General features: G+C 67.1%; 25 protein-coding genes. 17 read left to right on the top strand and 8 right to left on the bottom strand.

What is annotated here, in order from left to right; all coding sequences use genetic code 11:
- Positions 1-66: 66 nt before the first annotated feature.
- The gene (locus tag N5J73_RS12305) at positions 67-426 is read left to right on the top strand and encodes a DUF1428 domain-containing protein (RefSeq protein ID WP_005407745.1); all 360 of its coding nucleotides are present in this window, start codon (positions 67-69) and stop codon (positions 424-426) included.
- 15 nt (positions 427-441) lie between these two features.
- On the opposite strand, the gene N5J73_RS12310 is transcribed toward N5J73_RS12305, so the two are convergent.
- The gene (locus N5J73_RS12310) at positions 442-1,131 is read right to left on the bottom strand and encodes a hypothetical protein (protein WP_049448704.1); all 690 of its coding nucleotides are present in this window, start codon (positions 1,129-1,131) and stop codon (positions 442-444) included.
- Positions 1,132-1,238: 107 nt separating this feature from the next.
- Complete coding sequence (locus tag N5J73_RS12315; protein ID WP_279940995.1) at positions 1,239-2,132, bottom strand: histone; 894 nt, start codon at positions 2,130-2,132, stop codon at positions 1,239-1,241.
- Between the two features lie 490 nt (positions 2,133-2,622).
- Between N5J73_RS12315 and N5J73_RS12320 the strand changes: the two genes are divergently transcribed.
- The 9 genes from N5J73_RS12320 (at position 2,623) to N5J73_RS12360 (ending at position 10,525) form a co-directional block, all read left to right on the top strand.
- Positions 2,623-4,056, top strand: coding sequence for a Do family serine endopeptidase (locus N5J73_RS12320; protein ID WP_049448706.1), 1,434 nt, complete (start codon positions 2,623-2,625; stop codon positions 4,054-4,056).
- Positions 4,057-4,157: 101 nt separating this feature from the next.
- On the top strand, positions 4,158-4,523 hold the full coding sequence (locus N5J73_RS12325; protein WP_049448707.1) for a hypothetical protein: 366 nt from the start codon (positions 4,158-4,160) through the stop codon (positions 4,521-4,523).
- 8 nt (positions 4,524-4,531) lie between these two features.
- The gene (locus N5J73_RS12330) at positions 4,532-5,002 is read left to right on the top strand and encodes a phage holin family protein (protein ID WP_049448709.1); all 471 of its coding nucleotides are present in this window, start codon (positions 4,532-4,534) and stop codon (positions 5,000-5,002) included.
- Positions 4,999-5,454 (top strand): hypothetical protein, encoded by a 456-nt coding sequence (locus N5J73_RS12335; RefSeq protein ID WP_049448711.1) that lies wholly within the window; start codon positions 4,999-5,001, stop codon positions 5,452-5,454. The genes N5J73_RS12330 and N5J73_RS12335 overlap by 4 nt, the downstream gene beginning before the upstream one ends.
- 67 nt (positions 5,455-5,521) lie before the next feature.
- Entirely contained in the window at positions 5,522-6,631 is a 1,110-nt protein-coding gene (locus N5J73_RS12340) for an AI-2E family transporter (RefSeq protein ID WP_049448713.1), read from the top strand.
- Between the two features lie 31 nt (positions 6,632-6,662).
- Complete coding sequence (locus tag N5J73_RS12345) at positions 6,663-7,382, top strand: HAD-IA family hydrolase (RefSeq protein WP_049448715.1); 720 nt, start codon at positions 6,663-6,665, stop codon at positions 7,380-7,382.
- A gap of 3 nt (positions 7,383-7,385) precedes the next feature.
- On the top strand, positions 7,386-8,753 hold the full coding sequence (locus N5J73_RS12350) for a M17 family metallopeptidase (protein ID WP_049448717.1): 1,368 nt from the start codon (positions 7,386-7,388) through the stop codon (positions 8,751-8,753).
- A 135-nt stretch (positions 8,754-8,888) separates the two neighbouring features.
- Positions 8,889-9,992 carry a catalase family peroxidase gene (locus tag N5J73_RS12355; RefSeq protein WP_049448718.1) on the top strand — a complete coding sequence of 368 codons (1,104 nt, stop codon included), beginning with the start codon at positions 8,889-8,891 and terminating at the stop codon, positions 9,990-9,992.
- On the top strand, positions 9,989-10,525 hold the full coding sequence (locus N5J73_RS12360; RefSeq protein WP_049448721.1) for a cytochrome b: 537 nt from the start codon (positions 9,989-9,991) through the stop codon (positions 10,523-10,525). The genes N5J73_RS12355 and N5J73_RS12360 overlap by 4 nt, the downstream gene beginning before the upstream one ends.
- Before the next feature lie 563 nt (positions 10,526-11,088).
- Here N5J73_RS12360 and N5J73_RS12365 read toward each other — a convergent pair.
- The 4 genes from N5J73_RS12365 to N5J73_RS12380 are packed head-to-tail and all read right to left on the bottom strand — an operon-like array spanning position 11,089 to position 14,584.
- On the bottom strand, positions 11,089-11,691 hold the full coding sequence (locus N5J73_RS12365; protein ID WP_049448262.1) for a response regulator transcription factor: 603 nt from the start codon (positions 11,689-11,691) through the stop codon (positions 11,089-11,091).
- Positions 11,688-12,902, bottom strand: coding sequence for a sensor histidine kinase (locus N5J73_RS12370; protein ID WP_049448261.1), 1,215 nt, complete (start codon positions 12,900-12,902; stop codon positions 11,688-11,690). Before N5J73_RS12370 ends, N5J73_RS12365 begins: the two co-directional genes overlap by 4 nt.
- 6 nt (positions 12,903-12,908) lie before the next feature.
- The gene (locus N5J73_RS12375; RefSeq protein ID WP_049448260.1) at positions 12,909-13,691 is read right to left on the bottom strand and encodes an ABC transporter permease; all 783 of its coding nucleotides are present in this window, start codon (positions 13,689-13,691) and stop codon (positions 12,909-12,911) included.
- Positions 13,688-14,584, bottom strand: a complete 897-nt coding sequence (locus N5J73_RS12380; RefSeq protein ID WP_049448258.1) for an ABC transporter ATP-binding protein — start codon at positions 14,582-14,584, stop codon at positions 13,688-13,690. The genes N5J73_RS12375 and N5J73_RS12380 overlap by 4 nt, the downstream gene beginning before the upstream one ends.
- 202 nt (positions 14,585-14,786) lie before the next feature.
- Between N5J73_RS12380 and N5J73_RS12385 the strand changes: the two genes are divergently transcribed.
- The 5 genes from N5J73_RS12385 to N5J73_RS12405 all read left to right on the top strand — a co-directional run bounded on the left by N5J73_RS12385 (position 14,787) and on the right by N5J73_RS12405 (position 22,531).
- On the top strand, positions 14,787-16,037 hold the full coding sequence (locus N5J73_RS12385; protein WP_049448256.1) for an efflux RND transporter periplasmic adaptor subunit: 1,251 nt from the start codon (positions 14,787-14,789) through the stop codon (positions 16,035-16,037).
- Positions 16,038-16,138: 101 nt separating this feature from the next.
- The gene (locus tag N5J73_RS12390; RefSeq protein WP_004137569.1) at positions 16,139-16,828 is read left to right on the top strand and encodes an ABC transporter ATP-binding protein; all 690 of its coding nucleotides are present in this window, start codon (positions 16,139-16,141) and stop codon (positions 16,826-16,828) included.
- Positions 16,829-16,842: 14 nt separating this feature from the next.
- Positions 16,843-18,000: an ABC transporter permease gene (locus N5J73_RS12395; protein ID WP_049448254.1), complete on the top strand. Its 1,158-nt coding sequence runs from the start codon at positions 16,843-16,845 to the stop codon at positions 17,998-18,000.
- A gap of 13 nt (positions 18,001-18,013) precedes the next feature.
- Positions 18,014-19,336 (top strand): ABC transporter permease, encoded by a 1,323-nt coding sequence (locus tag N5J73_RS12400; RefSeq protein WP_046984561.1) that lies wholly within the window; start codon positions 18,014-18,016, stop codon positions 19,334-19,336.
- Positions 19,337-19,705: 369 nt separating this feature from the next.
- Positions 19,706-22,531: a TonB-dependent receptor gene (locus N5J73_RS12405; RefSeq protein ID WP_049448251.1), complete on the top strand. Its 2,826-nt coding sequence runs from the start codon at positions 19,706-19,708 to the stop codon at positions 22,529-22,531.
- 158 nt (positions 22,532-22,689) lie between these two features.
- Here N5J73_RS12405 and rarD read toward each other — a convergent pair whose 3' ends face one another.
- Together rarD and yedA are read right to left on the bottom strand one after the other, a co-directional pair.
- Entirely contained in the window at positions 22,690-23,586 is an 897-nt protein-coding gene (gene rarD, locus N5J73_RS12410; RefSeq protein ID WP_049448249.1) for an EamA family transporter RarD, read from the bottom strand.
- Positions 23,583-24,488: a drug/metabolite exporter YedA gene (yedA, locus tag N5J73_RS12415; RefSeq protein ID WP_049448247.1), complete on the bottom strand. Its 906-nt coding sequence runs from the start codon at positions 24,486-24,488 to the stop codon at positions 23,583-23,585. Before yedA ends, rarD begins: the two co-directional genes overlap by 4 nt.
- A gap of 222 nt (positions 24,489-24,710) precedes the next feature.
- On the opposite strand from yedA, the gene N5J73_RS12420 reads away from it, so the two are divergent.
- A complete protein-coding gene (locus N5J73_RS12420) occupies positions 24,711-26,045 on the top strand; it encodes an MFS transporter (protein ID WP_010486964.1) in 1,335 nt (444 codons plus the stop codon).
- A gap of 67 nt (positions 26,046-26,112) precedes the next feature.
- Positions 26,113-26,398: hypothetical protein (locus N5J73_RS12425; RefSeq protein ID WP_279941006.1), on the top strand; the 286-nt coding region annotated here is incomplete at its 3' end.

Genomic DNA, 26,398 nt, shown 5'->3' on the forward strand with positions numbered 1-26,398 from the left:
CCGACGCCCTGGTTCGTCGGGTACTTGAAGGCCGTGCATGCGGCACGGTCCATCCGGAGGCAGGCAATGAGCTACATCGATGGTTTCGTCCTGGCGGTGCCCACCGCCAACAAAGAGAAGTTCCTCGCCCATGCACGCACAGGGGATCCCGTTTTCATCGAGTACGGCGCGCTGCGCGTGGTCGAGTGCTGGGGCGACGACGTGCCACACGGCAAGACCACCGACTTCTTCGGCGCAGTGAAAGCCACGCCAGACGAGACGGTGGTGTTTTCGTGGATCGAATGGCCGGACAAGCCGACCCGCGACGCCGGCATGAAGAAGATGATGGAAGACCCGCGGTTTGATCCGGCGACGAATCCGATGCCATTCGACGGCGCGCGGATGATCTACGGTGGCTTCGTACCAATCTACGAACTGACCCGCTGAACCGGGCGGACGTGCTCAGCGCGCGTCCGTTTCATCGCTGGCGGAGGCATGGCCGGCGCCCAGTGCGGCGCCGGCGCCGAGGCCCACACCGCCCATGCCGGCCCCCATTCCGCCACCGCCGCCTCCACCCGCACGACCGCCCTTGGCATCGCCGTCGTTGCGGCCCTTGCCACCGCCACTGGCACCGCCCGGCCGGGTCGGCCCCTGCGGCGGTATCTGCAGGTCGGCCGGAATCGGCGCCAGGTCCAGCGCTTCGCGCACGAAGTCGCGCAGCGAGACCACCAGTTCGTGGGTGTGCACCGGTCGCCCCTGTGCAAGATCGTTGGCAGCGCGCGCAGCCAGCCGCACCTGTTCGTCGGTGCCCAGCAGCAGGATGTCCGACAACGCGGCCTCGACCGCATCACGGATGCGCCGCGCGCGATCCGAGCGGGGCTCGGCGATGCCCTCGGCATCTTCGCGCTGGCGCAGGTCGCGGCGGTGGCTGGGATCCACGCCCAGTTCGCCGGTGAACGAACCGCCCAGCGTCTTGTAGGCCGCCATCAGCGTGCGCAGCCGTTCGTTGATCTGCCGGTTCTCGCGCTCGCGGCGCTGTTGCAGGGTCTGCATCACCAGCAGGCGGATGCCCACGCCCAGCAGGGTGATCAGGACCAGGCCGGCCAAGGTGGACAGCACGCCCTGCCAGGAACTGAAGTCGATACCACGCATGCACGGGGCTCCGGCGGGAAGAACCTGCATCTTGCCCCAGACCGCGCCCCAGAAACGCGAAAGGCCCCACCACCCGGTGGGTGGCAGGGCCTTCGGTCACGGCGCGATTACTTGCGCTTGGCGACCTTGCGCACGGCCTTCTTGGCCGGCGCCTTCTTGGCGGCGACCTTCTTCAGCGGGGCAGCCTTCTTGGCAACCGTCTTGCGGGTGGCGGCAACCTTCTTGCCCACTGCCTTCTTGGCAACGGCGGACTTCTTGCCGACCACCTTCTTGGCAGCAGCGGTCTTCTTGCCGACGGCCCTCTTGGCCACAGCAGCCTTCTTGCCGACAACCTTCTTGGCGACGGCGGTCTTCTTGGTGGCGACCTTCCTGGTGGCGGCAACCTTCTTGCCGACAACCTTCTTCGCAGCCACGGCCTTCTTGCCAGCGACCTTCTTGGCGGCGACGGTCTTCTTGGCCACGGCCTTCTTGGCGGTGGCGACCTTCTTGCCGACAACCTTCTTGGCGGCCGCGGTCTTCTTGGCGACGGTCTTCTTGGCGACGGCAGCCTTCTTGGTGGCGGCCTTCTTCACGGTAGCGACCTTCTTGCCGGCAGCCTTGGTGGCGGCCTTGGTGGTCTTCTTGGCAGCGGCGGCCTTCTTGGTCACAGCCTTGCCTGCAGCTGCCTTCTTCTTGGCCACTTCCTTCTTCAGGGCAGCGGCTTCGGCCTTGGCGTTCTTCTTGGCCGCTTCCAGCTTCTTCTTGGCGTTGGCAACGGTCTTGCCGACCGACTTGGCGGCCTTCTCGGCCTTCTTGGCAACGGTCTTCTCGACCTTGGCCACAGCCTTCTTGGCCTTGGCAACGCGGGTACCGGCAGCCTTGGTGGCGCGCTTGACGGTCTTCTTGACCGACTTCACGGCGTCTTCGGCGGCGTGGGCGATGGTCTCGCCAACGTTGGTGGCGGTTTCTTTGACGTTCTCGACGGCGTCGGTCACGACCGACACACCATTACCGTTGCTCATGTTGCCCTCCTGGGGGCCTTAAGTATCAAAACGGGGCGATGCTATACCGACATTGACGATCGTGGAACGGGGCACGCACCAGCAATCGCATCTGATGCGACGGCAATGGTGTAGCCCGCCACTGCTGCAGCAGTGGCGGGTTTACAGGAAACCCCTTTTTTTAAGGACTACGCCACATCGACCGCGTGGTCGAAGATGGCCGTTGCGTGCCGTTGAACGGATGCAGCGTCCAGTGCGCGCTGTGACGCATTGCGGCGCCCTGTTGCGCGGAACTGCGCAAGTATCAGTCTGTGTCCACGCGCCGTGCGATGGTCTTCGGTGGTGCAGGAATCGCCCCTGCGGGCGTCGCCACAGCCTTGTTGCCATCCTCCGCCCCCCCCTTCGCGGCCTATGGTTTTCATGGCGCATTTATCCAGATGGCGACACACTCATTCAGCATGTTTTACCGTAGGGCCGAACCGTCCCCATCCACGCCAGCGAACCGACTCCCATGCGACCGCTTCCCACCCTGCTCACGCTCGCAATCGCCGCCGCCTTCGGTGGCTTCGTTGCCACCGGCATCAATGCGCACCTGGACAACCGGGCCGATGCCGCACCGCTGCCGGCGGTCGTGCCGACCACCGCTGCATTGCCGGCCTCGGTGGCCGGACAAGCGGTACCGTCGCTGGCACCGATGCTGGAGAAGGCGATGCCGGCGGTGGTCAGCGTCAACACCAAGCAGGTGGTTCGCGTGCGCAACCCCTTCTTCAACGACCCGTTCTTCCGCCGCCTGTTCCCGGACATCCCGCAGGAACGCATCAACGAGTCGCTGGGCTCGGGCGTGATCATCGACGCCAAGGAGGGCCTGGTACTGACCAACCACCATGTCATCGACAACGCCGATGACGTACAGGTGACACTGGCCGACGGGCGCACGGTCAAGGCCGAGTTCCTCGGTTCGGACCGCGATACCGACATCGCGCTGATCCGCATTCCGGCGCAGAACCTGACCGACATCAAGCTCGGCAACAGCGACCAGCTGCGGGTGGGCGACTTCGTAGTGGCGATCGGCAATCCGTTCGGCTTCAGCCAGACGGTCACCTCGGGCATCGTCTCGGCGGTGGGCCGCAGCGGCATCCGCGGGCTGGGCTACCAGAACTTCATCCAGACCGACGCGTCGATCAACCCGGGCAACTCGGGTGGCGCACTGGTCGATCTGCAGGGCCAGCTGGTCGGCATCAATACCGCCAGCTTCAACCCGCAGGGCAGCATGGCCGGCAACATCGGCCTGGGCCTGGCGATTCCGTCCAACCTGGCGCGCAGCGTGGTCGACCAGCTGGTCAAGCACGGCGTCGTGGTGCGCGGCACGCTGGGCGTGGAAAGCCAGAACCTGACCGCGCAGATCGCGCAGGGCCTGGGCCTGGGCGAAACCCGTGGCGCACTGATCACCCGCGTGCTGGCCGGTTCGGCCGCCGCCGCTGCCGGCCTGAAGCCGGGCGACGTGGTGGTCTCGGCCAATGGCCAGCGCGTGGACAGCGCCGAGGCCCTGCACAACGTGGAAGGCCTGGCCGCGGTCGGCAGCGCGTTGACGCTGGACGTACGCCGCGAAGGCAAGCCACTGCAGATCAAGGCAACGCTGAAGGAACAGGCGCGCGCGGTCACCGGCGAGAGCCTGGACCCGCGCCTGACCGGGGCCACCTTCGTCGACCTGCCCGAGTCACTGCGTCAGTCCGGAGTCGGCGGCGTGCTGGTCAGTGAGGTCAAGCGCGGCAGCCGCGCGGCCACCAACGGCCTGCAGCAGGGCGACATCATCACCGATGCCACGGTGGGCGAATTCGCCGACCTGGCCAGCTGGCGCGCCAACTTCCAGCAGCGCCCGCCGACCCTGGTGGTACGCGTGCTGCGCAACAATGGCCAGCAGCAGGGCCAGCTCGTGATGCGGTGATCGCCCTGCCGTAACACCCCCTATACCCCGGCAATGCTATTGCTGTCAGTCCAGGTCGGCACCGCCGACACCCGTTCCCCCATCGCAACAGGAGTGATTCGATGAGCCCCACCAATACCGAGAACCTGAAGGAACACCTGGGTGAAGCCGGTTCCCACCTGAAGCAGGCCGCGTCGGCCGCCGGCGGTGCGATCAAGGGTGCAACCGGCGCAGCCGGCGACGAACTGCGTATCGGCAAGGCCAACGTCAAGGCTGAACTGTCCGACAGCGCGCTGTCCGGCCTGGCTGCCGCCGAGTTCGGTGGTGCCGCCGCCAAGGAACAGGTTGACGCACTGATGGACAAGGGCAAGGACCTGATCGACAGCGCCGCTGAGCTCATCCGTGAACGTCCGCTGGCCTCGTTCGGCGTCGCCTTTGCTGCCGGCTGGATCATTGCCAAGCTGGCCCGCAGCAGCAGCGACAAGTAAGCCGCGGCGTGAGCGAAGACAACGCGCAAACCCCTGATCCAGCGGCCACCCCGCCGCTGGATGAGAGCATCCGTCAGGTCGGCGCGGCCGGTCGTGCCGCCGCCGATTCGGCCAGGCATTCGCTGCGTTCGCTGCGCCGGTTGGCCTCGGCCGACTTCGCGCTGGCGCGCAGCGCGTTCGGCCGTGCGCTGGCTTGGGCCGGCGTGGCGATCGTATTCGGTGCCTCGGCCTGGCTGCTGATGGCCGCCACCCTCATCGCCCTGCTGCAGAGCTGGGGCCTGAGCTGGCTGCAGGCCCTGCTGATCACCTCGCTGCTGAGCCTGGCCGTCACCGGTTATGCGATCTGGCGGGTGTCCTACTTCTTCCACCACACCGGCATGCACGCCACCCGGCGCCAGTTGTCACGCCTGGGCCTGTTCGACGAGCCCAGCGAAGACGATCCCGATGCCGATGTGCAGCTGCCTGAGGGCAAGCCATGAAGTTCGGTGCGCTGCAGCGGCGGGTGAAACGCTGCGAACAGGTGGTGACCGTGCGACTGGTCGAAACCCAGGACCACTGGTCCACGCTCAGCGACGTCTGGCGAAAAGGCTGGTCGCCGCTGCGCATCGTGGTGGTCGGCCTCGCCGGTGGCTTCATTGCCGGCAAACTGGAAGTCCCGGGCAAGGTCAACGGTGCGCGCTGGTTGCAGATGGTGGGTTCGGTCTCGAACCTGTTCGCCAGTGCGCAGGCCGCGTTCGCCACGGCGATGGCAGCACAGGCGGCGGCCACCGCCGACGATGCAGCCGAAGAAGCCGCCGACGCCAGCGAACAGGCGCAGGCCACCGCATCGGCATCCACCGCACGGCCGGCACCGGCGGCGCAATCCACCGCGGAACCGGAAGTGAGCGAACCGCGCCCGGCCGAAGCCGCCACCGAGCTGTCCGAACGTTGATCCACGAAATCCGCCGCGCCGATCGCGGCCGGCGGATAATGCGCTCCCCTTTCCGGTTGATGCGTCGATGAGCGAGTCACTCCTGTCCCCGTCACCGGCCGACCCCGAACAGCCCGACGCACCGCTGCCGCCCGCATCGCGCCCGCGCGGACCGATGTCGCTGGTGGTGCTGGCAACCCTGGCGGTGGGCTGCACGCTGTGGGCCGCGCAGGACATCATCCTGCCGGTGCTGCTGGCGATGTTCTTCGCGCTGGTCGGCAATCCGATCCTGCGCCTGCTGCAGAAGCTGTGGATTCCGCGTGCGCTGGGCGCGCTGCTGATCCTTGGCGCCGGCCTGGGCGTGACCGGATCGCTGGCCGTGCAGTTGATCGGGCCAGCAATGGAGTGGGCGCAGGAAGCACCGCAGCAGCTGCGCAAGGTTGCCCGTCAGGTGCAGGACCTGACCAAGCCGGTGCAGCAGGCCAACCAGGCCGCGGAGAACTTCGCCCGCGTGGCCGGTGGCGACAGCAACCGCAAGGTGCAGGTGATCCGCACCCAGCTCGACGACCCGTACCGCATGCTGACCCGTGCGCCGCGACTGGCCGCCTCGGTGCTGGCGGTGGTGCTGCTGACCCTGTTCTTCATGATCTACGGGCAGAGCCTGCAGCGCGCGGCGATCGCCCTGTTCCCGAACCGCCAGCAGCAGCGCTTCACCACGGACATCCTGCGTTCAATCGAGCGCGAGGTCTCGCGTTACGTGCTGACCATCAGCGTGATCAACACCCTGGTCGGGCTGGTGTTCGCCGGCGTGCTGATGCTGCTCGGCATCGGCCTGCAGGAAGCGCTGCTGTGGGGCACGGTGGCCGCACTGCTGAATTTTGCGCCGTATGTGGGTCCGTTGATCGGCGTGGCGCTGATGCTGCTGATGGGCTTCGTGGAATTCCGCGACCCGCTGCAGGCGCTGCTGCCGGCGGCCGCCTACCTGGCCCTGCACACCCTGGAGGGACAGATGGTGACCCCGATCGTGCTGGGCCGGCGCATGAAGCTGTCGCCGCTGGTGCTGATCCTGGCGCTGATGGTGTTCGGCTGGGCCTGGGGCATGATCGGGCTGCTGCTGGCGGTGCCACTGCTGGTATGCATCAAGCTGGTGCTGGCGCGGCTGGACGGCATGCAGGGCTGGGCGCGGCTGCTGGAATGAAAGCCCGCGCGGGCAGGGGTAGAATGGCGGGGTGAATTTCCCCGTCCAAGCCATCACCCTCGACCTTGACGACACGCTGTGGCCGTTCGCTCCGATCGGCGCCCGCATCGACCTGGTCCTGCACGAGTGGATGCGCGAACACAGCCCCGCCACGGCCGCGATGTATCCGGTGGCGGCGATGCGCGAACTGCGCGAACGCCTGTACCACGCCCATCCGCACCTCCATCATGACCTGAGCGCGCTGCGCCGGCTGACCCTGCACGAAGCGCTGCACACCAGTGGTGCCAGCCTGGAGCTGCTGGAGCCGGCGTATGAAGTCTTCTTCGCCGCGCGCAACCAGGTCGAGTGCTACCCCGATGCGATCGATGCGCTGGCGCGGATTGCCGCGCGGGTACCGGTGGCAGCGCTGAGCAACGGCAATGCCGATCTGGAGCGGATCGGCCTGGCCCATCATTTCGCCTTCCAGCTGGGCGCGCGCGAACACGGCGCGGCCAAGCCTGAGGCGAGCATCTTCCATGCCGCCTGCACCCGCCTGGGTGTGGCGCCGGCACAGGTACTGCACGTCGGCGACCACGCCGAAATGGACGTGGCCGGAGCGATCGCCGCCGGCCTGCGCGGCTGCTGGATCAACCGCGAAGCAGCCACCTGGACCCATCCGCAGCTGCAGCCGGACCTGCAGTTCGACACCCTCACCGGCCTGGCCGACTGGTTGGATGCCAACCTCGACGCTGCCGCACCCCGGAGTACCTGACGCATGAGCGAGATCACTGGTTTCACTGCCGACACCGCCGCAGCGCTGCCGCTGTACGTGCTGGACCGCGAGCAGTTCGCGGCCTGGAAGGACGGCCAGCCGGCCGCCACCCGGGCATGGCTGGCGTCGCAGGGCTTCACCGCCGGTGCCTTCACCACGGCGTTGCTGCCCGGCGCCGATGGTCTGGCCGGAGCGGTGATCGGTGTCGGTGATCGTGCCGATGCCTACAGCTATTCGCATGCCCCGCATGCCCTGCCGGAAGGCAGCGTGTGGCAGCTGGCCAGCGAACTGCCGGCCGCCGAACTGGCGCTGCTGCAGCTGGGCTGGGGCCTGGGTAGCTACCGCTTCGACCGCTATCGCAAGCGCCACCGTGCGCCGGCGCGCCTGGTGGCCGAGCCGACCGGCGAAGTGGCCGACCTGATCGCCGCCAGCCTGCGCGTGCGTGACTGGGTCAACACCCCGACCGAAGACATGGGTCCGCAGCAGCTGGAAGATGCCGCACGCGCGCTGGCCGATGCGCATGGCGCGCAGGTCGAGGCGATCACCGGCGACGAACTGCTGAAGCAGAATTTCCCGGCCATCCACGCCGTGGGCCGCGCATCGCACCGCGCACCGCGCCTGGTCGTGCTGCGCTGGGGCAAGGACACCGATCCAGCACTGGTGCTGGTCGGCAAGGGTGTGTGCTTCGATACCGGCGGCCTGGACATCAAGCCGGCCGACGGCATGCGCAACATGAAGAAGGACATGGGCGGCGCCGCGCATGCCCTGGCCCTGGCAGGCCTGGTGATGGCACGCGGGCTGCCGGTACGGCTGACCCTGCTGGTGCCGGCGGTGGAAAACGCGATCGGTCCCGATGCCTTCCGCCCGGGCGAAGTGATCGCCACCCGCAAGGGCTTGAGCGTGGAGATCGACAACACCGACGCCGAAGGCCGCGTGATCCTGTGCGATGCACTGACCTTCGCCAGCGAGCAGAAACCGGACCTGGTGCTGGACTTCGCCACCCTCACCGGCGCCGCGCGCATCGCGCTGGGCCCGGATCTGCCGGCGCTCTTCAGCAATGACGACAGCGTGGCGCAGCAATGGCTGCAGGCTGGTGATGCGACGCGCGACCCGGTCTGGCGCATGCCGCTGTGGCGCCCCTACCTGCGTTACCTGACCAGCGGCATCGCCGATCTGGCCAACGCCGGCTCGCGCATGGCCGGTTCGGTTACCGCAGCGCTGTACCTGGAACGCTTCCTGGAAGACGGCCAGCGCTGGGCGCATCTGGACGTGTACGCCTGGAACGACGGTGAACGCCCGGGCCGTCCGGCCGGTGGCGAAGCGCTGGCGCTGCGTTCGGCGTGGGCAATGCTGAAGCAGCGCTACAGCTGATCGGGTGGGTGCCGACCGTTCGTCGGCACGCCGTCCCGGAAAATCTGACGAAAAATTGAATTTCGGCCCCGGCCGGGTTCTGCGAGGATGTGTGGGTCGACCACCCACACGCTCCGTGAAGGCAGGACTCCGACCATGTCGCTCTTCCGCTACACCCGCGCCGGCCAGACGCCGGGCACACCGCGCACGCATTCGCCGCTGCCCTGGATCGCACTGATCGCGCTCATTCTGGGTGCCATCGCGCTGGCGTTCGCCTGGCTGGCCGGCTGGATCGGCGACCGCCTGACCGCGCAGCGCTTCACCGACACCATCGAGGCCACCGGCCCCGCCCATCCGGGCTTCCGACGCGCGCACAGCAAGGGCATCTGCGTGAGCGGCTGGTTCGAACCCAGCGCGCAGGCCCCTACCCTGTCCAGCGCCCGCGTGTTCTCACAGTCACGCGTACCGGTGATGGGCCGCCTGTCGATTGGCGGCGGTGACCCCTACGGCGCCGACAACACCGCACGCGTACGCAGCCTGGCGGTGCAGATGGTCAGCGATGACGGCCAGGAATGGCGGATGGCGATGAACAGCTTCCCGTTCTTCGCCGTGCCCGATGCCGAGGCGTTCTACGAACAGACACGCGCCTCCATTCCGGACCCGGCCACCGGCAAGCCCGACCCGCAGAAGATGGCCGCCGTACTGGCCAAGTACCCCAGTGCGCAGGCGTTCCAGCAGTGGGCCAAGACGGCACCGTGGACCAGCAGCTGGGCCGACACCACCTTCAACAGCGTCAACAGCTTCTGGTTTACCAATGCGCAGGGCCAGAAGCGCGCGGTGCGCTGGCGCTGGCAGCCACAGGCGCCGGTGGTGGAAATGGATGCGGAAACGCGCACGCAGGCCAGCGTCGATTTCCTCAGCCAGGAACTGCGGCAGCGCCTGGCCAGCGGTCCGGTGCGCTGGAACCTGGTGGTTACCACCGCCGAGCCTGGCGATGCCATCGACGATCCGTCGGTACCGTGGCCCGAGTCGCGTGATCAGGTAGTAGCCGGCGTACTCAGCCTGGACCGCATGCAGTCGCAGGAACAGGGTGCGTGCGGCCAGATCAACTTCGATCCGCTGATCCTGCCCAGCGGCGTGCGCGGCAGTGACGATCCGATCCTGGCCGCCCGCTCGGCGGTGTATTCGCAGTCCTTCAACCGCCGCGAACGCGAGCGCGCCAGCGGCAACGTCGAACAACCGAAGGAGGCCGCACGATGAGCACCGGCAACGGCCACTTCAACCTGCTGGCGCGGGTGCTGCACTGGTCCATGGCGCTGATGATCATCGCCATGTTGTTCATCGGCGTGACCATGGTCGCCTCACTGCACCTGCGGCCAATGCTGATCGACCTGCACCGCCCGCTGGGCATCGCCATCCTGGTGCTGGTGCTGCTGCGCCTGTACAACCGGCTGCGCCATCGCCCGCCGCCGCTGCCGGCGGATCTTCCGGTATGGCAGGTGATGGCGGCCAAGGCCTCGCACTGGATGCTGTATGCACTGATGCTGGCGATGCCGCTGATCGGCTGGGCGATGCTGTCGGCCGGTGGGTACCCGATCGTGCTGTGGGGCGGCCTGCATCTGCCGCCGATCGTGCCACACACACCGGCGCTGTACGCCGCGTTGCGTAATGCGCACAGTCTGCTGGCCTACGTGCTGTTCGCAACGGTGCTGATGCACGTGGGTGCGGCGCTGTTCCACCTGTGGGTGCGGCGCGATGGGGTGTTCCAGGCGATGGCGCGCGGGAAGGATTGATCGGGTTCGCCGGGAATTCCCGGCGGATCGTTTCCGCGACCGCGTGGGGGTGTCACTTTCTTTGCTCGTGCAAAGAAAGTAACCAAAGAAACACGCCGCCAGATCGCGAGCCGGTGCTGCGCACCGGTGCCCTGCGCTTCTCGGTGAATCAGGGGACGGCGCCGAACTCGCTGCGCTCAGACATCGGCGCCTCTACGCCCCTGATTCCCCTGCGATGCTCGGCTCGCTAAAAGGCGGACCCAACGTCAAAGGCAAAAGCTGCACCCAGTAGATCCACGCCGCGCGTGGATGCTCTTGCCCTTCCAGTCCGCCTTGAGCGAGCCGAGCACCGCAGGTCTGGCGAGGGCGAAGAGGTGCGGGTGTCTGAGCGCAGCGAGTTCCCGCACCGTCCCTCGACGGACCGAGGAGCGCAGGGCACCGGCGTGCGAAGCACGCCGGCTCGCGGCCGGCGGAGCGTTTCTTTGGTTACTTTCTTTGCGCGCAAAGAAAGTGACACCTCTCCGCAGGCGCGGAAATGATCCGCCGGGCAGCGCCCGGCGCTACCAGTGCGTCGGCGCACGCCCCTACAACCACCCCTTCTGCCGCGCCAGCCGATACGCCTCGATCCGGTTGGCCACGCCCAGCTTGCCGATGCACTCGGACAGGTAATTGCGCACCGTACCGTGCGACAACCCCAGCTGCTCGGCAATCTCGCTGGCGGTTCGGCCCTCCCCTGCCAGGCGCAGCACACGGCGCTCGCGGTCGGTCAGCGGATCGGCCTGCGACCACGCATCCAGCGCCAGCTGCGGGTCGATCGCACGGATGCCCTGTTTCACCTTGCGCAGTGCATCGGCCAGGTTCTCGGCCGGGGCGTCCTTCAGCAGGTAGCCCAGCACGCCCGCCTCCAGCGCGCGGCGCAGGAAACCGGCGCGGGCGAAGGTGGTCACGATCACCACCTTGATCGGCAGCTCATGGCGGGCGATGCGCTGCGCCAGCTCCAGCCCGGACAGGCCCGGCATCTCGATGTCGGTGACCAGGATGTCCGGCATCAGCTGCTGCAGCATCCGCCACGCAGCTTCGCCGTCGGCCGCGCTGCCCAGCACCTCGATATCAGGCTCCAACCCCAGCAGCGCCGACAGCGCGCCGCGCACCATCGCCTGGTCCTCGGCCAGCAGAATGCGGATCATGCGGGTCCCCCCTGTGCCAGCGATGCCGAGGACAGCGGCATGGTGGCGGCCCCCAAGGGCACGCGCACGGTCAGCAGCGTGCCTTCGCCGCGGGGCGACTGCAGCGTCAGCTGCCCACCCAGCGCCGCCGCACGTTCGCGCATGCCGCACAGCCCATTGCCCTCGGCCTGCACGCCACCGCGGCCGTCATCGCGTATCTGCATCGCCAACTGTCGGTCCTCCAGCATGAAATCCACCTGCACGCGGGTCGCCTGCGCATGGCGCACGATGTTGGTTGCGGCCTCGCGCAGCACCAGCGCCAGTCCACGTTCCACGTCCACCGGCATCGGCGGTGGCGTCGTGTACTGCAGGTGCACCTGCTGGCATTCCAGCAGCAGACGGGCCGACGCCAGTTCGCCGGCCAGGTCGCTGGCACGGATACCGGTCACCGCGCTGCGCACCTGTGCCAGCGCTTCGCGGGCGATGGCCTCGGCTTCACCGATCTCCTGCCGCGCCCGTGCGTCATCGCGGTCGTACAGCTTGCGTGCCAGTTCCAGCTTCAAGGTGATCAGCGAGAGCGTGTGGCCGAGCAGGTCGTGCAGGTCACGGCCGATGCGTTCGCGCTCAGCAGTGGTCGCCAGCCGCCGTACTTCGTCCTGCGACAGCTGCAGGGCAACGTCGCGCTGCTGGCTCAAGGCCTCCACGTTCACCACCAGCCCGACAATGAACGACACTGCCGGCATCCACACCATGGCTTGCCACGGATAGCCGAAGTAGAGCGCAGCACCGCAGAACAACAGGTTCAGCCCGGTGAGCTGCAACAGGTACACCCACCAGCCTCCACGGCTGCTCATGCGGATCATCACGCAACCGAACACGAAGTAGCTCAGGCCCGACGGGTACCACGGCAGCAGTACCAGGGCGAGCACGATCATGCCCAGCGCATAGCGCCACCCATGGTGCCGGGGCGCCAGCATCACCTTGGCATAGAGCAGCAGGAACAGCGGATAGCTGGCCAGGGTCAGCAGCAGCCAGCGCAGCGTGAAGCCATTGCCGAGCACCGGGGTGAGGAAGATCCATACCGACCACAGAAGGTGGATCGCTCCGCTCCAGGGCGACTTGCCACGTCGCAGCAGTTCGGCCACGGCCGAATCCGGCGCGGGGCGCAGCAGGGACGCAAGCCAACTCGACGGCACGGGAGAATCCAGGCGGGGACGATCACTGCCGATCATGCCAGCTCAGCCGATCCGGCGCAGGCGACGCCGTGCCAACAGCAACGCCACCGCCGTGACCGTCAGCAGCACCAGCAGATGGCCCCCGATGCTGCCCGCCGACGGCAGCCCGACCACCGGCAGCGCCAGCTGCGCCAGATGCCAGGTCGGCCACAGCGGTGCCATCGTCGAGAACAGCACAGGCAGCGCCGACAGTGGCAGCCACAGGCCCGAGAGCAGGGCCAGCGGCAGGTAGACCAGGTTGACCATCGCCGGTGCCGCACTGGCACTGACATGGCTGCCGATCAGCAGGCCGATCGCCCCCAGCGGTAACGCCGCCAGTCCGGCCACCGCCATCAGCTGCAGCACCTGCAGCGCCTGCAACCGCACGCCACCCAGCACGTGCGCCGCGCCGATCAACAGCGAAGCCACCAGCAGCGCGAACATCACTGCCATCGCCAACCGTGCCAGCAGCGGCGCCGCAGCAGGTATCGGCAGCGCGCGCTTGAGGGTCAACAGGCCGCCTTCGCGGTCCAGCGCCAGCTGCACGCCGAAGCCGAACAGGGCCGGGGCCATCGCGCCGAACACACAGTAGGTGGCCAGCAGGTACAGCGGTGCGTGACCACGCCCCAGCAGCACACCGAACAGCAGATAGAACAGCACCGGGAACAGCAGCGAGGGCACCGCGAACGCCGGCGTGCGCCAGGCACGGCGCAGTTCGGCCACCAACTCGGCGCGGTACGGACGCAGGGCCTGGTGCCAGGCAGATGCGAGCGCGGGTGTAGTGCCGGTACGGGTCATCGTGTTCATGCGGCCTCCCGGGTCATGTCGAGGAAAGCGTCGGCCAGTGCCGCGCCCTGTACTTCCAGCTCGCGCAGCTGCGCATCGGCGGCCAGCAGGCGTGCCACCACCGGCTCGGCCGGGCTCGCCAGCAGCTGCAGGTGCTCGCCGTCGCGCTGCACCTGCTGCACGCCCGGCCACTGCTGCACGTCTTCGGCGGGCAACACGCTGCGGCAACGGATCCGACGCGGCCGATCGGCCAGGCGCAGCTCGCTCAACGGCGCGTCGGCCAGCACCCGGCCCTGCTCCAGCACCACCACCTGCTGTGCCAGCGCTTCGGCCTCTTCCAGATAATGGGTGGTCAGCAGCACGCCGCAGCCTTCGGCCACCAGCTGCCGGATCGCCTGCCACATCGCCTGTCGCGCCTGGATGTCCAGTCCGGTGGTGGGCTCGTCCAGGAACAGCACCCGCGGGCGGCCACACAGGGCGATGGCGAACTGCACCGCGCGCTGCTGGCCACCGGAAAGCTGGCCGTAGCGGCGGCGTGCCAGTGCCTGCAGACCGGCGCGCTGCAGTATCTCCTGCAACGGCATCGGGTCCGGATAGCAGGCGCTGGCCTGCGCCACCAGTTCGTCCACCTGCAGCATCGGTGGCAGGCTGGTGCTCTGCAGCATCACACCCAAGCCGAGGCGACGGCTGCGCTGCTGCGGGTCACCGCCGAGCAGCTCGACCTGGCCGGCATCGGCGCGGCGCAGACCCAACAGCACGCTGATCGCGGTACTCTTGCCGGCACCGTTGCGGCCCAGCAATGCCAGCACCTGGCCAGCGCGGACCTGCAGGTCGATGCCCTGCAGGGCGGTATGGTCGCGATAGCGCACCTGCACCTGCTGCAGGCGGGCCAGCGACGGGGCGATCGGATCCATGGGCGGTACCGGTAGCGGGGACGTTGCCATCCTGTGCCGCCGTGGTCACATTTCGCAGTTGCCGCCGTCAGTGTCATCGGGTGACAGCTGTCACTGCCGTCATCGCCGTACCTGCCTTCATGCTGTGCCGCACGCTCCACCGCCGGAACCGCCGCCGTCCGCTCTTCCGGCCACACCCGCCCGAATGCCTGTGATGGAACGAATGAACGCTTCTGCCGAGCTGTTGAAGGAACTCCGTATCGACCGCAAATCGCCGCCGCCCGCCTCCGGTGGCAGCAATGGCGGTGGACGTCGTTGGCTGTGGATCGCCCTCATCGTGATCGTGCTGCTGATCGCCGCCGCTGTAGCCTTCCTGTTCGGCCGCGCGCCGGCCGTGGAGGTGGAAACCGCGCCCGCCGTGGCCATACAGCAAGGCAACGCCAGCAGTTCAGTGCTCGATGCCAGCGGCTACGTGGTCGCCCGGCGCATGGCCACGGTCTCGGCCAAGATCACCGGCAAGGTGCGTGAGGTGATGATCGAGGAAGGCATGCGGGTGGAGCAGGGCCAGATCATGGCCACGCTGGACCCGATCGATGCCGACGCCCAGCGCAGCCTGTATGCCTCGCAGCTGCAGGCCGCACGCAGCCAGGTGGCCGGGCTGGAGGCGCAGCAGAAGCAGGCCACCGCCGAGGCCAGCCGCCTGCAGGCACTGGTCGGCCAGCAGCTGGTGTCACGTTCGCAGTACGACCAGGCCGTGGCCCAGCGCGACAGCCTGCGTGCGCAGCTGGAAACGGCACAGCGCAACGTCAAGGTGGCCAACGACCAGCTGGCCATCGCCGACCTGGGCGTGGACAACAACATCGTGCGCGCGCCCTTCTCCGGGGTGGTCACCGCCAAGGCCGCGCAGCCCGGCGAAATCGTCTCGCCGCTGTCGGCGGGCGGTGGTTTCACCCGTACCGGCATCGGCACCATCGTCGACATGGACTCGCTGGAGATCGAAGTCGAGGTGGGCGAGGCCTTCATCGGTCGCGTGCAGCCGAAGATGCCGGTGGAGGCCACGCTCAACGCCTACCCGGAATGGAAGATTCCCGGCGAGGTCATCGCCATCATTCCCACCGCCGACCGCGGCAAGGCCACGGTGAAGGTGCGCGTGGCGCTGAAGGTGAAAGACCCGCGCATCGTGCCGGAGATGGGCGTGCGGGTCAGCTTCCTGGAACAGGCGCAGCCGCAGGCGGCCACCAAGCCGCAGGGCGTACGCGTACCGGGCGGCACCGTGGTCCAGCGCGAGGGCGCCTCGGTGGCCTTCGTGCTGGGTGATGAGAACCGCGTGCAGCAGCGCACGGTCGAGGCTGGCCAGGCGATGGGCAAGGACCGCCAGATCCTCAAGGGCGTGAGCGCAGGTGAATCGGTGGTGGTGAACCCGCCGGACACCCTGCGCGATGGCGCCAAGGTGCAACAGAAACAAGCGCAGTAACGGCCTGGCGCCCATGGGCGCCGCCGGCAACACCGCTCGACGCACGCCTGCGCCACCGCAGGTGCGCTTCCCCGTTTCCCGTCTTCCGTGGAGAACCACCCATGTCGACCCTGGTTTCACTGCGCAACATCACCAAGACCTACCAGCGTGGTCCCGAGAAAGTGCAGGTGCTGCACGGCATCGACCTGGACATCGCCAGCGGCGACTTCGTGGCGCTGATGGGCCCATCCGGCTCCGGCAAGACCACCCTGCTCAACCTGATTGGCGGCCTGGACAATCCCAGTGGCGGCGAGATCAGCATCGAAGGCGAGCGCATCGACCAGATGAGCGGCGGCCAGCTGTCGACCTGGCGTAGCCATCACGTCGGCTTCGTGTTCCAGTTCTACAACCTGATGCCGATGCTGACCGCGCAGAAGAACGTGGAACTGCCACTGCTGCTGACCCACCTCAATGCCGCGCAGCGCCGGCGCAACGCGGAGATCGCGCTGACTCTGGTCGGCCTGGCCGACCGCCGCAGCCATCGTCCCAATGAACTGTCCGGCGGCCAGCAGCAGCGCGTGGCGATCGCGCGGGCGATCGTCTCCGACCCGACCTTCCTGATCTGCGACGAACCGACCGGCGACCTCGACCGCCAGTCCGCCGAGGAGATCCTGGGCCTGCTGCAGCAGCTGAACCGCGAACACGGCAAGACCATCATCATGGTCACCCATGATCCGAAGGCCGCCGAGTACGCCACGCACACGGTGCACCTGGACAAGGGCGAGCTGGCCGACGCGCCGCTGGCCCACTGACGGAGGCCACGGCAATGAAATACTTCTCGTTGGTCTGGGCGCAGCTGTTCCGCAGCCGCACCCGCACCCTGCTGACCCTGCTCTCGGTGGTGGCCGCGTTCCTGCTGTTCGGCATGCTCGACTCGGTGCGCGTGGCGTTCACTTCCGGTGGCAGCGTGGAAGGCGCCAACCGTCTGGTGGTGGCTTCGCGACTGTCGATCACCCAGTCGCTGCCGATCCGCCTTGAAGCGCAGATCCGCCAGGTAGCCGGCGTGCGCGACGTGGCCTATGGCATGTGGTTCGGCGGCATCTACCAGGATCCGAAGAACTTCTTCCCGAATTTCTCGGTGTCGCCCAACTACTTCGATGTCTACCGCGAACTGCAGATCGACCCGGCGCAGCTGGAAGACTGGAAGCAGACCCGCACCGGCGCCATCGTCGGCGAAACCCTGGCCAAGCAGTTCGGCTGGAAGATCGGCGACACCATCCCGCTGCAGGCCACGATCTTCCCGCGCGGCGGCAGCAACGACTGGCCGCTGGAACTGAAGGGCATCTACCGTTCAAAGGACCGTGCGCTGGCGGCCAACGAAGAACGCCAACTGATGATGAACTGGAAGTACTTCGATGAGTCCAACGACTACATCAAGAACCAGGTGAGCTGGTACACGGTGACGCTGGACAACCCGGACCACTCCTCGCGGGTGGCACAGGCCATCGATGCGATCTCGGCCAACTCCGACCACGAGACCAAGACCCAGACCGAATCGGCGTTCCAGCAGGCCTTCGTCAAGCAGTTCGCGGATATCGGCATGATCGTCACTTCGATCATGGGTGCGGTGTTCTTCACCCTGCTGCTGTTGACCGGCAACACCATGGCGCAGGCGGTGCGCGAGCGCGTGCCCGAACTGGCCACGCTGAAGACGCTGGGCTTCAAGGACAGCACCGTGCTGACCCTGGTGATGGTGGAGTCGGTGCTGCTGATCGGCCTGGGCGGCCTGATCGGCATGGGCCTGGCCGCGCTGATCCTGCCGGCGATCGGCCCGAAGAGCATGGGCATGCTGCCGCCACACGTGCCAACCCCAACCTGGCTGATGGGGCTGGGCCTGATCGTGGTGATCGGCATCATCGTCGGCCTGCTGCCGGCGCTGCGTGCCAAGCGCCTGAAGATCGTCGACGCACTGGCCGGCCGCTGAGGAGGACACCGACATGTTCAAGAGCAAACTCAAGAAGTGGCTGGGCAATGCGCTGACCGCGCTGTTGCTGGTGATCGGCCTGGTGCTGTGGATCGGCCTGCCGTGGATCGGCGTGTTGGCGGTCGCCGTGCTGGTGGCACTGTGGCTGCTGCTGACCCGTGGCGGGCGGCTGGCATTGGCGGCTACCCGCATCGGCGTAGCCAGCCTGCCGCAGCGCTGGGGCGCGTCCTCGGTGATCGTGGTCGGCATCGCCGGTGTGGTCGGCGTGCTGGTGGCGATGCTGGCGATGGGCGAAGGCTTCCAGGCCACGCTCAACAACACCGGCGATGACACCACCGCCATCGTGCTGCGCGGCGGCTCGCAGGCCGAAACCAACTCAGTCATCACCCGCGAACAGGTGCCGACGTTGTCCACCCTGCCCGGCATCAGCCGCGATGCCGAAGGTCGGCCGCTGCTGTCACCGGAGCTGTCGCAGGTGGTCAACCTGGTGTCGAAGTCCGATGGCACCGACGTCAACGCGCAGTTCCGCGGCGTCGGCCCGCAGGCGTGGGCGGTGCATGACAAGGTAAAGATCGTCGAAGGCCGCACGTTCGCCACAGGCCTGCGCGAGATCGTGGTCGGCCAGGGCGCCAAGGGCCAGTTCCGCGATCTGGACGTTGGCAAGACGCTGACCCTGGGCAACCAGACCTGGACCGTGGTCGGTGTCTTCGCCACCGGCGATGCGCATGATTCGGAACTGTGGACCGACGCCGATACGTTGGCCACCACCTACCAGCGCAGTGCGTGGCAGTCGATCAGCGTGCGCACCGATGGCAAGGCCGGCTTCGAGCAGTTCAAGGCCGCCGTAGCCGCCGATCCGCGCCTGAAGCTGGACGTGGAGACCACCCGCGTCTACTACAGCAAGCAGGGTGGTGGATTGACCAAGTTGATCGACATCCTCGGCAAGGTGATCGGCACCATCATGGCCGTAGGCGCTGTGTTTGGTGCGCTCAACACCATGTATGCCGCCGTGGCCACGCGCGCACGCGAGATCGCCACGATGCGGGCAATCGGCTTCCGCGGCCTGCCGGTGGTGACTGCAGTGATGCTGGAAACAATGCTGCTTGCACTGCTGGGTGGCCTGCTGGGCTGTGCGGTGGCGTGGCTGCTGTTCAATGGCTACAGCGTGTCCACCATCGGCAGCAACTTCAGCGCGGTGGTGTTCAAGTTCCATGTGTCGCCGGAACTGCTGTGGACGGGCCTGAAATGGGCGCTGGGCATCGGCCTGGTCGGCGGCCTGTTCCCGGCGCTGCGTGCGGCACGATTGCCGATCACCACGGCGCTGCGCGAAACCTGAGCATCACGCAGCGACAGACTGCGCATCGTGCAGAGGGACGGAGCGAAGGCTCCGTCCCTTTTTCTTTGGTGGGTCAGATCCCTTCGCTACGCGAAGGGATCTGACCACGATCTGGGTGGTCGTCGCTACAGATTGCGTAGATACCGCCGCTACCGATGCCTCTGCCCGTCGCAAACGCAACGCGCGTGACGCTGCGCACAGTGCATCTGTGGATTGTTGGTTGCGATTCATTTTCGCGCACATTCGCGGCGCAGCGACAAACAGTTACGAATGGAAACAATCTAGAATCGCGCCCCCCACGTTGGTTTGCAGCACCCCACGCGCCCACAGAACGGGCGCATGTTTTTTCTGAAGCACGAGATTTCACGGATGTCCCTGAGAACCAATCCGCTGCGCAACGCGATCGTCATCGCGCTGGCCGCCAGCTGCACCACCCCCGCCTTCGCACAGAGCACCGGCGACGCCACCACCACTCTCGACCGCATCGAAATCACCGGCTCGCGCATCCGCCAGGCCAGTGTCGAGACCGCACAGCCGGTGATCGCGCTCAACCGCGCCGAGATCGAGAAGAAGGGCTACGTCAACGTCGCCGACATCCTGCAGGACATTCCCGCCGCAGGTTCGCCGAGCATGGGCCGCGCGTCTTCGCTGACCTCCTCGCGCGACTTCGGCGGCATGTACGTCAGCCTGCGCAACCTCGGCCCGGAACGCAGCCTGGTGCTGATCGACGGCCGCCGCATGGGCGTCAGCGCCGGCGGTTACTCCGACCTGGCCTCGATCCCGTCGGCCATCGTCGAGCGCGTGGAAGTGCTGACCGACGGTGCATCCGCTCTGTATGGCTCGGACGCGGTCGCCGGCGTGGTCAACATCATCACCCGCAAGAACTTCGATGGTGGCGAAGCCAGCGTCTACGTCGGACAGTACGGCCAGGGTGACGGCCAGAAGCGTTCCTACAGCGCCACCTTCGGCAAGACCTTCGACCGCGGCTGGTTCACCGTGGGTGCCGAGCGCACCAAGGAAGACGAAGTGCTGGGCAAGGATCGCGAGTTCAGCCGCTATCCCAACGGCCCGCGCCACCCGACCGACAACCTGAACGGCAATACCCCGTGGGGCTACGTCACCGTCGGTGGCAAGAACCTGACCGTGGGCCCGGGCGGCGATCCGAGCCAGAAGGGCAACTTCCACGCGCCGGATCCGGCCGATGGTGCCAACAGCAAGACCAACATGAGCCTGCTGACCGGCCTGGAGCGCACCTCGGTGTTCGCCAACGGTGGCTTCTCGATCACCGACGACCTGCGCATCGTCGCCGACGCGCTGTACAGCAAGCGCGAATCGACCAAGCAGCTGGCCGGCTACCCGTACTCGGTCAGCGCCGCCCAGGCGCGTAACGGCAGCCGTGCCGCCCTGTCCAAGGACAGTACGTTCAACCTGTGGGGCCAGGATGTGCTGTTCGCGCACCGCTCCGAGGAGCTGCCGCGCGGCACCGAGAACAATCTGGAGACCAAGCGCGCCAGCATCGGCCTGGAAGGCAGCTTCGAAACCGGTTCGCGGTACTGGGACTGGAACGTCAGCTACATGTACAACCGCAATGAAGGCGAGCGCATCGGTACCGGCAGCATGTACCAGCCGCACGTCAACCAGGCCGTCGGTCCGTCCTTCATGGATGGCAACGTGGCCCGCTGCGGCGCACCGGGTGCGGTGATCGCCGGCTGCGTGCCGTGGAACCCGGCTGCGCCGATGGGTTACACCGGCCCCGGCTCGCTGAGCAACCAGGACGTGCAGGACTACCTGTTCGCGCGCTTCGTCGACAAGATGAAGAGCACCACCAAGGTGGCCAGCGCCAACATCTCCGGTTCGCTGTTCACCCTGCCGGCCGGCGACATCATGGGCGCGATGGGCTTCGAGCACCGCAGCGAAGAGGCCAGCTACACCCCGGACATGCGGGTGCAGAAGGGCGAGATCGCCGGCACCACCGGCCAGCCGACCCGTGGCGACTACTCGCTCAACGAGGTCTACCTGGAGCTGCAGGTGCCGCTGCTGACCGATCTGCCGTTCGCGCGCGAACTGTCGATGGACGTGGCCGGTCGCTACTCGGATTACAACAACTTCGGTTCGACCACCAACAGCAAGTTCGGCCTGAAGTGGAAGCCGATCGACAGCCTGCTGGTGCGCGCCACCTACGGCACCGGCTTCCGTGCGCCGACCGTGGATGACCTGTACGCTGGCACCGTCAGTACCCGCGATTCGTTCACCGATCCGTGCGATACCTCGTTCGGTACCGCTGCGACCAGCCCGACCGTTGCCGCCCGCTGCCAGGCGCTGAAGGTGCCGGCCAACTTCCGCCAGCTCAACAGCGATGGCACTGTTGCCACCAAGCCGGGCCAGCAGTCGACCGTCGACTTCAACTCCGGTTCCAACGCAGAGCTGAAGCCGGAAACCGCCAAGACCTGGACCGTGGGCCTGGTGTACAGCCCGGACTTCGTCGCCGGCCTGGATGTCAGCCTCGACTGGTGGAAGATCCGCATCAACAACGCCATTGTCTCCGAGACCGCCAACAGCATTCTCGAACAGTGCTACGTGCAGGGTTCGGATGCCGCGTGCGGCCGCTTCACCCGCGGCAGCAACGGCCAGGTCAACAGCCTGGACCGCTCGCTGGTCAATGCCGGTTTCCGCGAAACCGCCGGCTATGACATCAATGTGCGTTACCGCCTGCCGGAAACCACGTTCGGCCAGTTCGCCGTCAACTGGAACACCACCTACACCGACTACCTGAAGCAGCGCAACGACAACGCCGCGACCACGCCGGTGGAACAGCGCACCAGCTGGGGCGGCGACTTCCGCGTGCGCTCCACCTTCAACCTGGATTGGCAGTACGGCGACCTCGGCATCGGCTGGACCGCGCGCTACTACTCCAGCATGAAGGAGAAGTGCTCGTACATGGACGAGTGCAACCTGCCGGGCTTCAGCTCGTCGTACACCAGCGCGTCGCCGACCAACAAGGTGGGCTCCAACACCTTCCACGACCTGCAGGTGCGTTACAGCCTGCCGTGGGACGGCACCGTGTCGCTGGGCGTGAACAACGTGTTCAACCACCAGGGTCCGATCATGTACAGCCAGCCGAACAGCAGCTTCACCTACTACGGTGGCTTCGACATCGGCCGCTTCATGTACATGAAATACCAGCAGCGCTTCTAAGCCTGCAACCGCGTTCCCGCCACAGCCATCTCTCTCCTGGCTGTGGATGGAAGCAGAGCGGCGCCCTTCGGGGCGCCGCTCTTTTTTGGGGAGCGGGGTCGGATCCCTTCGCCCGCGAAGGGCTCTGACCCCATGGCTTCGCCGGGCATGGCCCGGCGCTACCGCTTGGCGCGCATCGTGCGGATGTTGTCACCGACGAACAGGATCAGGCCGGCCCAGATCGCGGCGAAGCCGATCGCCTTGGCGGTATCGAACGCCTCATGGAAGAAAAACACGCCCAGCAGCAGCTGCAGGCTCGGCGCGATGTACTGCAGGATGCCGACCAGCGACAGCGGAATGCGCTTCACACCGTAGGCGAAGCCGATCAGCGGTACCGCAGTGACCGCGCCGCCGAAGATCAGCAGCAGGTCGTTGCGCCAGCCCCAGCCATGGAAGAACGCGCCGCCGTGGCCGTTCTCGGCCCAGACCGCAAACGCCAGCGCCGGCAGGAACAGGTACATGCTCTCCACGCCCAGACCAGCCACCGGATCGACCGAGACCAGCTTGCGCAGCAGGCCATACAGGCCGAACGAACAGGCCAGGCCCAGCGCGATCCACGGTGGCGTACCCGCGTCGATCGTCAGCCAGGCCACGCCCACCGCCGCCATCGCTACCGCCACCCATTGCAGGCGGCGCAGCCGCTCCTTCAGTACCAGCACGCCCAGCAGCACGTTCACCAGCGGGTTGATGAAGTAGCCCAGGCTGGTCTCGATCACATGGCCGGCGTTGACGGCCCAGATGTACAGCCCCCAGTTGAACGCGATGGTCAGGCTGGACACCAGCAGGATCGGCAGCGCGCGCGGCTGCGCTGCGATCTTCTGCCACCAGCCCAGGCGCGAGCTGAGCAGCAGCCAGCCCACCACCATCACGGTGCTCCAGATGATGCGGTGGGCGATGATCTGGAACGAGGGCACCTCGTTGAGCAGGTGCCAGTACACCGGCACCAGCCCCCAGATCACGAAGGTGGAGGCAGTGACCAGCAAGCCACGGCGTTGTTCCTTCTCGTCCATGCTCATTTCTTTCTCGTCCTTGCCATTGTCAACACCACCACACCCAGAAGAATCACCGCCATCGCCAGCAGGTCGCGCCAGCCGAAGCGTTCACCGTTGAGCAGTGCGCCCAGCAGCACCGCGATGACCGGATTGACGTACGCATAGCTGCCGGCCAGCGCCGGGCGCACGTTCTGCAGCAGCCATACGTAGGCGGTGAACGCGACGATGGAACCGAACACGCACAGGTAGGCCATCGCCAGCAGGCCGCCGGTGTCGGGCAATGTGGTCGGGCGTTCGCCCACGGCCAGGCCGATCACTACCAGCAACACGCCACCGCAGATCATCTGCCCGGCGGCGGTCATGAACGGGCCCGGCAGGTCCAGGCCGCGTGCCCACACCGAACCGAAGGCCCAGCCGACCGGCGCGATCAGCAGCAGCACCAGCCCGGTCGGCGATGCGGTCAGACTACTGCCGGCATTGAGCCAGACCACGCCCAGAAAACCGATGGCGATGCCCAGCCACTCGCCACGGCTGGCGTGCTGGCCGCGCAGCGCTGAGAACAGCGCCATCCACAGCGGTACCGAAGCCACCGCAGTCGCGGCCAGGCCCGAGGACACCTCACGCTCGGCCAGCACCACCATGCCGTTGCCCAGCACCAGCATGGTCACGCCCATCACCACCAGGTTGCGCCACTGCCGAAGGGTCGGGTTCGGCAGCTTCCAGAACAGGCGCAGAGCCGCGAACATCACCCCGCCGGCAATGATGAAGCGGCTGCCGGAGACCATCGTCAGCGGCAGCGCGCCGCCGTGGAGGGCCTTGGCGATGCCCAGGTAGGTCGAGCCCCAGACCACGTAGACCAGCAGCAATGCCAGCGCGACAAGGCCGCCCCGGGGGGCAGCCGCAGACGAAGAAGGGGGAGCCGACATGAAACACCAGGGAGCCGGGGGAAGGCGGATTCTAGGACGTTTTGAGTATGGTCCGTGACCCCATACGGTGGCACGCTGTCATCCATCCATGCACCCTGCTCTGGTCTGCTACCCCGTGTTGACGGCTGATGCAGTACCAAGAGGGCTGCCGGCCGCGCCGCCCCAAGGCCGGGCGCCGTTTTCCCTGCGCACGGACGCGCCGCATCGAGGATTCCCACCCAGATGAGCACCACGTCCCAACCTGCCGTACCCGCGAACGACCGCGCCGCCCTGCGGCGGTCGATCTCCAACACCCTCAAAGGCTCCGCCGGCAACCTGGTGGAATGGTATGACGTCTACGTGTACTCGGTGTTCGCCGTGTACTTCGAATCGCAGTTCTTCTCGCCGGACGACAAGAACTCCACCATGTACGTATGGGCGATCTTCGCCGCAACGTTCCTGATGCGCCCGATCGGCGCCTGGTTCTTCGGCCGCTTCGCCGACCGCCACGGCCGCCGCCTGGCGCTGACCGTCTCGGTCACGTTGATGGCGCTGTGCTCGTTCCTCATCGCCATCACCCCCACCGCCGCCAGCATCGGCATCTGGGCTGCAGTGATCCTGCTGTTCGCGCGTCTGCTGCAGGGCTTCGCCACCGGTGGCGAGTACGGTGCCAGCGCCACCTACATGTCCGAGGCCGCCATTCCCGGCCGCCGCGGCTTCCTGTCCTCCTTCCACTACGTCACCCTGGTCGGCGGCCATGTGCTGGCCCAGCTGACCCTGCTGCTGATGCTGACCTTCTGGGGCAAGCCGGAAATCTCCGAATGGGGCTGGCGCATCGCCTTCGGTATCGGCGGCATCGCCGCGGTGGTGGTGTTCTGGCTGCGCCGGGGCATGGACGAGTCGCTGTCGGAGTCGTCCATCGAGGCCGCGCGCGAGGGCAAGGCACAGAAGTCCGGTTCGATGTACGAACTGTTCGTGCACCAGTGGCGTCCGCTGCTGCTGTGCTTCCTGATCACCGCCGGTGGCACCGTGGCCTTCTACACCTACTCGGTGAACGGCCCGAAGATGATCCAGAGCGCCTTCGCGGGCAACGACCCGATGACCGGCACCCTGATCAACCTGGGCGTGCTGGCGTTCCTGATGGTGCTGCAGCCGGTCGGCGGCTGGCTGTCGGACATCATCGGCCGCAAGACCCTGCTGGTGTTCTTCGGCGTCGGTGGCGTGCTGTACAGCTGGTACCTGATCACCCAGCTGCCGCACCAGCATGACGCCACCCTGGCGTTCCTGACCCTGGCGATGGCCTTCGTCATCCTCACCGGCTACACCTCCATCAACGCGGTGGTGAAGGCCGAGCTGTTCCCCACCCACGTGCGTGCACTGGGCGTGGGCCTGGGCTATGCGCTGGCCAACTCGCTGTTCGGCGGCACCGCCCCGCTGCTGTACCAGGGCGCGCTGAAGACCGGCCACGTCGACTGGTTCGCCATCTACGTGACCGCCACGATCGCGGTATCGTTGGTGGTCTATGTGTTCTTCCTCACCAACAAGGGCCCGAACTGGCTCGACGGCACCCGCAAGTAGGCGCGTTGCCCTGATCGCGGCCACCGGTGCACTGCCGGTGGCCGCTGCGTCTCCCGCCACGCCACTGATGTGGATGGTGGCGACGCTGGCCGCAGCCACGGCACTGGCCTGGCTGCTGCGTCGTCCCAACGCACAGGCCGCGTGGCCGCGCATCGGCTTCGGGGTCGCCCTGCTGGTGTTCTGCGGCGCGCTGGCGCTGCAGCTGGCGGTGGACCTGGGCAGCGGCCACAGCTCGCTGCAACTGCGCCTGCATCGCGGCATCAATGCAGGATCACCGGTTGGCCTGCGTACGATGGTGGCGTGCTATCTGGCAGCGCTCGTCGCCAGTGGCTGGGGCGCGTGGAAGCTGCTGC

It is taken from the genome of Stenotrophomonas sp. GD03654, from assembly GCF_029845105.1.
Lineage (GTDB): Bacteria > Pseudomonadota > Gammaproteobacteria > Xanthomonadales > Xanthomonadaceae > Stenotrophomonas > Stenotrophomonas africana.